Below are 5,565 nucleotides of genomic sequence, written 5' to 3' on the forward strand. Positions count from 1 at the left end.
CGCGCGTCGCGGCCTGCCTGGTCGCATGGCCCGGGCCGGTTTGCCCCTGCCGCTGCGCGAGAAGTCGGCGGGGCCGACTTTTCACGCATCACCTCGCCCGATCTGTTCGGGCCGACTCGCCCTGCCGCTGTCCCCCGCCCGCGCAGCTACTGCACAGGAAGTCGGCGGGGCCGACTTCTCGTGCTGCCCCCCCTCTCGCGGTCCCTGCGCGTGGGTCAGGAGTCGGCCGGCGTTGGCCAGGTGTGGAGGCTGGTGGTGAGGGTGGTGATGAGGCGGTCGTGGGTGGTGGTGAGGTCTTCGGCGAGTTGGAAGGCGCCGGCGATGGAGAGGGAGGCGAAGCCGTGGGCGAGGGAGCGGACGGTGCGGGCGGCGTGGATGACCTCGGGGCCTTCGAGGCCGTACTCGCGGAGGACGGCGATGATGACGCCGACGAGGCGAGTGGCCGCGCGGGCGAGCTCGTCGTCGGGCTGGAGGGCCTGGGGGAGGGCGGAGTAGCGGTGCGGGTGCTCGGTGGCGTACGCGTGGTAGGCGCGCAGGACGGCGGTGACGGCGTCGTCCCCGCTGCGTCCGACCGCGGCTTCGGCGAGCCGGTCGGCCAGGTCCTCGGTGACCCGGACGGCGATCAGCCGGCGCAGTTCGGCGAGCCCGCCGCTGACGTGCTTGTACAGCGAGGGGGTGGCGACCCCGGCCCGGGCGGCGACGGAGGCCAGGGTGAGGGCCTCGGCGCCCTGCTCGTCGATGAGGGCGAGGGCGTGGTCGACGACCTGGTCGGGGGTCAGTCCTACGCGGGGCATGGTGTCGGGTCCTCCGTGCGGTCAGGGCGGTCAGGGCGGCCGGGTGCTCAGGCGAGTTCGGCGAGGAAGGGCAGCAGGGCGTCGGCGGTGGCCTGCGGGTTGTCGGCCATCGGGTAGTGCCCGGACCCCTCGATCATGACCTTCCGCCCGCCCAGCGCCGCGGTCTGCCGGTCGGCGACGGCCTCCGGGTTCGGGAAGTCGGGGTCCTTGGCACCCATCAGGACGAGCGAGGGGCAGCGGACGGCGGCGCACCAGCCGATCGGCGCGGAGTCCCCGGTGACGTGGCCCCGGGTGGCGGTCTTGCGGCCCGGGGTGCGCAGGGCGGCGACCAGGCCGTCCACGTACGTGTCGAGGTCGGCGGGCCGGGGGCCGGGGAAGGCCATCTTGCGGAGGTAGAAGCCCCAGGTGGCGGGCCAGTGGACCATCGCGGTGCCCATCACGGCCATGACGCCGCGCATCAGGGCGTTCGCCCGGTGCTCGACGAAGGCGTCGATCAGCGCGATCCCGGCGACCCGCTGGGGCGCGTCCCCGGCGAGCTTGACCACCGTCGCGCCGGTGTAGGACTGCCCGACCAGGACGGCCCGCTCGATGCCGAGGTGGTCGAGCAGGGCGAGGACGTCGCCGGCGATGGCGGCGGGGCTGTAGTCGTCCCAGACGATCGAGGTCTCGCCGAAGCCGCGCAGGTCCATGGTGATGACCCGGTGGCCGGCGGCGGTGAGCAGCGGGTGGAGGTGCCGGTACGAGCGGCGGGTGTCGAGCATCCCGGGGAGCAGGACGACGGGGGTGCCGTCGCCCTGTCGGGTGTCGTCGTAGGCGAGCCGCCCGCCGGGGACGTCGAGGTACTGGGTGCTCGGGGCGATGGTGCCGTTCACGGTGGTCCTCCCATTGGGTGCTGCTGCCGATAGCCATAAAGCTACGGCTAATAGCCTTAGCCGTCAAGCGCTCGACCCGACCCGGTGGAGGGGTGCCCCTCAGGCCCCCTGGAACGGGTCGTGCTCGCTGAGCAGCTTCTCCAGTCGGGCCTGGTCGACCCGGGCGACGGTGTCGCTCGACTCCTGCCGGTCCCGGACCACCTTGGCCAGCGTGAACGCGGAGGTGACGGTGTAGAGGAGCCCGACCCCGAGGAAGGCCCGGGTCCATCCGCCGACGGGCAGGTAGGCGATCCCGGCGGCGAGGGCCGTGCCGGAGATCGCGAAGGAGAGAACGGCCTGGACGAAGTACGCGGCCGTGGTGCGTGTCTGCATCGGTGTGCTCATGGCGTCAGGATGCGGCGCTCCGGCCGGGGCGCACATGAGTACGGGTACTCAATCGGAACCGGGTGGTCGGTCCCTGCGATTGATGGGTCGTTCGTTGACGTCCGATCACCCGTTCCACAGTCGTCCCGGACGGATGGCTTGGAATCAGAGCCTCCTAGGATTAACGTTTGATAACGCAGCGCGGTTGTCAACGCCGTACCCAGACGGCACCGTGCGCCGTCGCCTAATCCCGTCGGCCGGCCTCCGGGCGGGCCAGGGAGCCGGGGAACCACGTTCCTTGGGGTGAATCGGCGGGGCTCCGGCCCGGCCGTAGGAGACCTTCCTGCTCCGAACCCGTCAGCTAACCCGGTAGGCGCGAAGGAAGGAAAGGAGCGCGCCTCCCGTGGCGTCGACGCACACTCCGGCACACCCGGCCGGCCCCGCAGCCGGTACCCAGCTCCTCGACCACCCCGGTCCGGAAGGCGCCGGTTCCGACGGCGCCGGCCCCTTCGGCCCGGAGACCGAGACCAGCCGCCACCGGCTGCCGCGTCAGACCCGCGGAGCCTCCCCGCTGCTCGGCGTCACCGCCGTCGCCGCCACCCTGGGCGCCACCGGCTTCGCCTCCGCCACCCCGGCCTCCTTCGCGGCCTGGAGGCCGAGGCGAAGGCCGCCGCCAAGGAGGCCGAGGCCAAGCGCGCCGCCGAGGAGGCCGAGCGCGCCAAGGCCGCCGCCCTCACCCTGCCGGTGAAGGACTACAACCTCTCCGCCCACTACGGCCAGAGCGCCCGCTACTGGGCCCACCTGCACACCGGCCTGGACTTCGCCGCCGACACCGGCACCCCGGTGTTCGCGCTCGGCCAGGGCACCATCACCTCGGCCGGCTGGTCCGGTTCGTACGGCTACCGGATCGTCGAGACCCTGCCCGACGGCACCGAGATCTGGTACTGCCACCTCTCCTCGATCATCAAGGGCGCCGGTCAGGTCGTCTCCGGCCAGCAGATCGGCAAGGTCGGCGCGACCGGCAACGTCACCGGCCCGCACCTGCACCTGGAGGTCCGCCCCGGCGGCGGCGCCCCGGTGGACCCGGAGACCTGGCTCCGGCAGCACGGCCTCAACCCCTGACACACGGGAAAGGCCCCCGGAAACCGCCGTCGAGCGGATTCCGGGGGCCTTTCCCGTACGCGGGTGCCGTCACTCCGGCGGCAGCTGCGCCAGGTACGCGTCGATCTCCTCCGGCCCCGGCTCCGGCGCGAGCTCCGGGAACTCCGTCACCAGCAGCCGCGGCAGCCCCGGCACCGTCCACCCGCCGATCAGGTCGAGCGCCGCCTCGGCCGCCGCCTCCTCGAACTCCCCGAAGTCCCCGGCCAGTTCGTCCGGCATCGGCCGCCCCATCGCGGTCAGCTCGGCCAGGTTGCGGTAGCTGCGCCGCATCAGGCCCTGCTCCAGCAGCCGCCGCGCGCCGTCGGTGGCCATGCCGACCGACAGCACCCGGCCCGGACCCCAGCCCTGCTCGTCCGGTTCGTCCAGCCAGCCGGCCGGCACCAGCGCCTCGTACCCGGCCAGCCGCTCCGCCTCGTCGAGCCCGGCGAAGTCGGTCAGCCACGCCCGGACCGCCTCCTCGTCCGTCACGTCCACCCCGTGCGCGTGCAGCAGCAGCGCGTACAGCCGGGGCCAGGTGACCAGGTCGGCGCGGCGCAGCAGCCCGGCCGCGACCTCGCCCTGCCACTCGGCCTCGGCGTGCAGCCGCTCCTGGCGCTTGGCGTTGAGCCGCTTCGCCGCCCGCTGGTGGTCGACCAGCAGCCGCACGGCGTCGCCGTACGCGAGCGGGTCGGCCTCGGGCTCGGGTTGGACGTAGAGGTGGAGCCGCTCGTACAGCAGGTGCTCCACCGCGTTGGAGGTCAGTTCGGGCCAGCCGTCGTGCATCCTGCCCTCGCCCAGCTCCAGCAGCGCCAGCACCGTGCGCAGCGGCGCCTCGGCCACCGGCGCGCGGCCCTGCTCGGCCGCCCAGTCGAGCAGGTCGGCGGCCCTGGTGCGCGGGGCGAGCCGCAGGTCTTCGTCGTTCATGCCTCGAACGGTAGCCGCCGGACGCCGGTAGGGTCGGCAGCCATGGTCCCCGTACGACTCACCGGCCCCCGGCTGGCCATCCGCGAGTACCACCACACCCCGGAGGACGTGGACGCGCTGCACGCGCTGTTCGGCGACCCCGAGGTGACCCGCTACCTGCCCTTCGGGCCGCGCGACCGCGAGACCTGCGCCGACCAGATCGAGCTCTACCTGGAGGAGGCGATGGCCGAGCCGCGGGACACCTACCGGCTCGCCGTCTGCCGCCGTACGGAGGCCGAGGACCCGGCGGACGCGGTGCCGGTCGCGCACGCCGCCCTCACCCTGGGCCCGTACCGCTCCGCCCGCCTCGGCTACGTGCTGGCCCGCGAGGTGTGGGGCCGGGGCTACGCGGGCGAGATCGCCGGACTGCTCTGCGACCTCGCCTTCGGTCCGCTCGGCCTGCACCGGCTGGCCGCCCGGGTCGACGTGGACAACGAGGCCTCCGCCAGGGTGCTCACCAGGCTCGGCTTCCGGCAGGAGGGGAGGGTCCGGCACGACCAGTACAAGGACGGCCTCTGGTCCGACTCCTACCGGTACTCGCTGCTCGCCGACGAGTGGCCAGGCCCGACGGCCTGACGGCCCACCGCTCCGACGAGCCCGACCGGGGGTTAACCCCACCCCCGATCCGCCGGTCCCCCGGATGCCCTCCGACCTGCGGTTGGACCAGACTGTGGGACGTCAGCGAGGACGAACGACCGTGAGAACGAGGGGCCGGGGCCGGAGATGAGCAGCAGCCGAAGCACGTGGGACCAGGAGTGGGACGTCCACGGCGGTCACGGCGACGACGGCCCGCACCCCACCCGGGCCCGCCGGACCGAGCGGCCGCCGGCCTTCTGGCGGGCGCCGTTCTCCGCGCACTACTACCGCGAGGTCGGCTACGTGCTCACCGGCCTGCCGATGGCGATCGCCGGCTTCGCCGTCGCGATCACCATGTTCTGCTTCGGCCTCGGCACCTTCGTCACCGTCCTCGGTCTGCCGGTGCTGGCCGGCCTGACCAGCGTCGCCCGCGGCTTCGGCCGGGCGGAGCGGGCCCGGGTGCGCGGCCTGCTGGCGCTGGACGTGCCCGGCCCGGCGCCGGTGCGGCAGTCCCGCCCGGGCAACTGGGGCGCGATCACCGCGCGGCTGGCGGACGCGGCGGGCTGGAAGGCCGTGCTGTACCAGGTGGTGATGTTCCCGTGGGCGGTGTTCAGCTTCGCGATGACGCTGTCGTTCCTGCTGCTCGGCTGGGTGATGGCGCTCTACCCGGCCTACCACTGGGTCTTCACGAGGTACACCTCCTGGCGCGGGGCCCAGCTGTACGACTTCACCGACAGCGACCACGTCCGGCACGTCTACTACGTCGAGGGCACCTGGCAGATCGCCGCGTTCTCGGTGGTGGGGCTGCTGCTGGTCTGCCTCACCGCGCAGCTGGTCCGCGGCCTGACCAACGTCAA

At 73.4% G+C, this 5,565-nt stretch carries 8 protein-coding genes and 1 riboswitch; of the genes, 4 read left to right on the forward strand and 4 right to left on the reverse strand.

Annotated elements, in window-relative coordinates; genetic code table 11:
• Positions 1 to 215: 215 nt before the first annotated feature.
• The 3 genes from J0670_RS28410 to J0670_RS28420 all read right to left on the reverse strand — a co-directional run bounded on the left by J0670_RS28410 (position 216) and on the right by J0670_RS28420 (position 2,050).
• Complete coding sequence (locus J0670_RS28410) at positions 216 to 794, reverse strand: TetR/AcrR family transcriptional regulator (RefSeq protein ID WP_207814550.1); 579 nt, start codon at positions 792 to 794, stop codon at positions 216 to 218.
• Between the two features lie 47 nt (positions 795 to 841).
• Entirely contained in the window at positions 842 to 1,666 is an 825-nt protein-coding gene (locus J0670_RS28415; protein WP_207814551.1) for an alpha/beta fold hydrolase, read from the reverse strand.
• Positions 1,667 to 1,765: 99 nt separating this feature from the next.
• A complete protein-coding gene (locus J0670_RS28420; protein WP_207814552.1) occupies positions 1,766 to 2,050 on the reverse strand; it encodes a YiaA/YiaB family inner membrane protein in 285 nt (94 codons plus the stop codon).
• A 210-nt stretch (positions 2,051 to 2,260) separates the two neighbouring features.
• Positions 2,261 to 2,419: riboswitch (cyclic di-AMP (ydaO/yuaA leader) on the forward strand.
• A 13-nt stretch (positions 2,420 to 2,432) separates the two neighbouring features.
• On the opposite strand from J0670_RS28420, the gene J0670_RS39575 reads away from it, so the two are divergent.
• Together J0670_RS39575 and J0670_RS39580 are read left to right on the forward strand one after the other, a co-directional pair.
• Complete coding sequence (locus J0670_RS39575) at positions 2,433 to 2,777, forward strand: hypothetical protein (protein ID WP_243437646.1); 345 nt, start codon at positions 2,433 to 2,435, stop codon at positions 2,775 to 2,777.
• Positions 2,774 to 3,151, forward strand: coding sequence for a M23 family metallopeptidase (locus J0670_RS39580; RefSeq protein WP_307806735.1), 378 nt, complete (start codon positions 2,774 to 2,776; stop codon positions 3,149 to 3,151). Before J0670_RS39575 ends, J0670_RS39580 begins: the two co-directional genes overlap by 4 nt.
• A gap of 69 nt (positions 3,152 to 3,220) precedes the next feature.
• On the opposite strand, the gene J0670_RS28430 is transcribed toward J0670_RS39580, so the two are convergent.
• On the reverse strand, positions 3,221 to 4,093 hold the full coding sequence (locus tag J0670_RS28430; protein WP_207814554.1) for a hypothetical protein: 873 nt from the start codon (positions 4,091 to 4,093) through the stop codon (positions 3,221 to 3,223).
• Positions 4,094 to 4,135: 42 nt separating this feature from the next.
• On the opposite strand from J0670_RS28430, the gene J0670_RS28435 reads away from it, so the two are divergent.
• Entirely contained in the window at positions 4,136 to 4,708 is a 573-nt protein-coding gene (locus J0670_RS28435; RefSeq protein WP_207814555.1) for a GNAT family N-acetyltransferase, read from the forward strand.
• A 147-nt stretch (positions 4,709 to 4,855) separates the two neighbouring features.
• Positions 4,856 to 5,565 (forward strand): sensor domain-containing protein (locus J0670_RS28440; protein WP_207814556.1); only part of this gene is annotated, 710 nt, incomplete at its 3' end.

Source organism: Streptomyces sp. FH025 (genome assembly GCF_017427025.1).
Classification (GTDB): Bacteria; Actinomycetota; Actinomycetes; order Streptomycetales; family Streptomycetaceae; genus Kitasatospora.